The organism is Lactobacillus delbrueckii subsp. delbrueckii DSM 20074 = JCM 1012 (genome assembly GCF_001433875.1).
Taxonomy (GTDB): domain Bacteria; phylum Bacillota; class Bacilli; order Lactobacillales; family Lactobacillaceae; genus Lactobacillus; species Lactobacillus delbrueckii.
Genome location: NZ_AZCR01000159.1, coordinates 1 through 268 on the forward strand (window position 1 = coordinate 1; position 268 = coordinate 268).

Annotated in this window: 1 protein-coding gene; it reads left to right on the forward strand. The window is 42.9% G+C overall.

The genetic code is table 11. The features are described 5' to 3' along the window. Positions 1-268 (forward strand): transposase (locus tag FD23_RS09555; RefSeq protein ID WP_162252831.1); only part of this gene is annotated, 268 nt, incomplete at both ends.

Genomic DNA, 268 nt, shown 5'->3' on the forward strand with positions numbered 1-268 from the left:
CAAAAGCATGGTGAAGATATTCTGGATCGACCTCAACAGAAATATACTGCTAATTTCAAGCTTGCTGCCATTGATAGAGTTCTGCTAGGCGGTGAAGCACTTAGCCAGGTTTCTCTAGACTTAGGGCTTACAAATACAGGAATTCTTGCAAATTGGCTTCGCTCTTTTAAAGAAAGCGGGTATACTGTCATTACCAAGAAGAAAGGTAGACCACCCAAGAATGCCCAAAAGCAAGGACAAACAACGGATCAAAGAGCTGGAAGAGCAG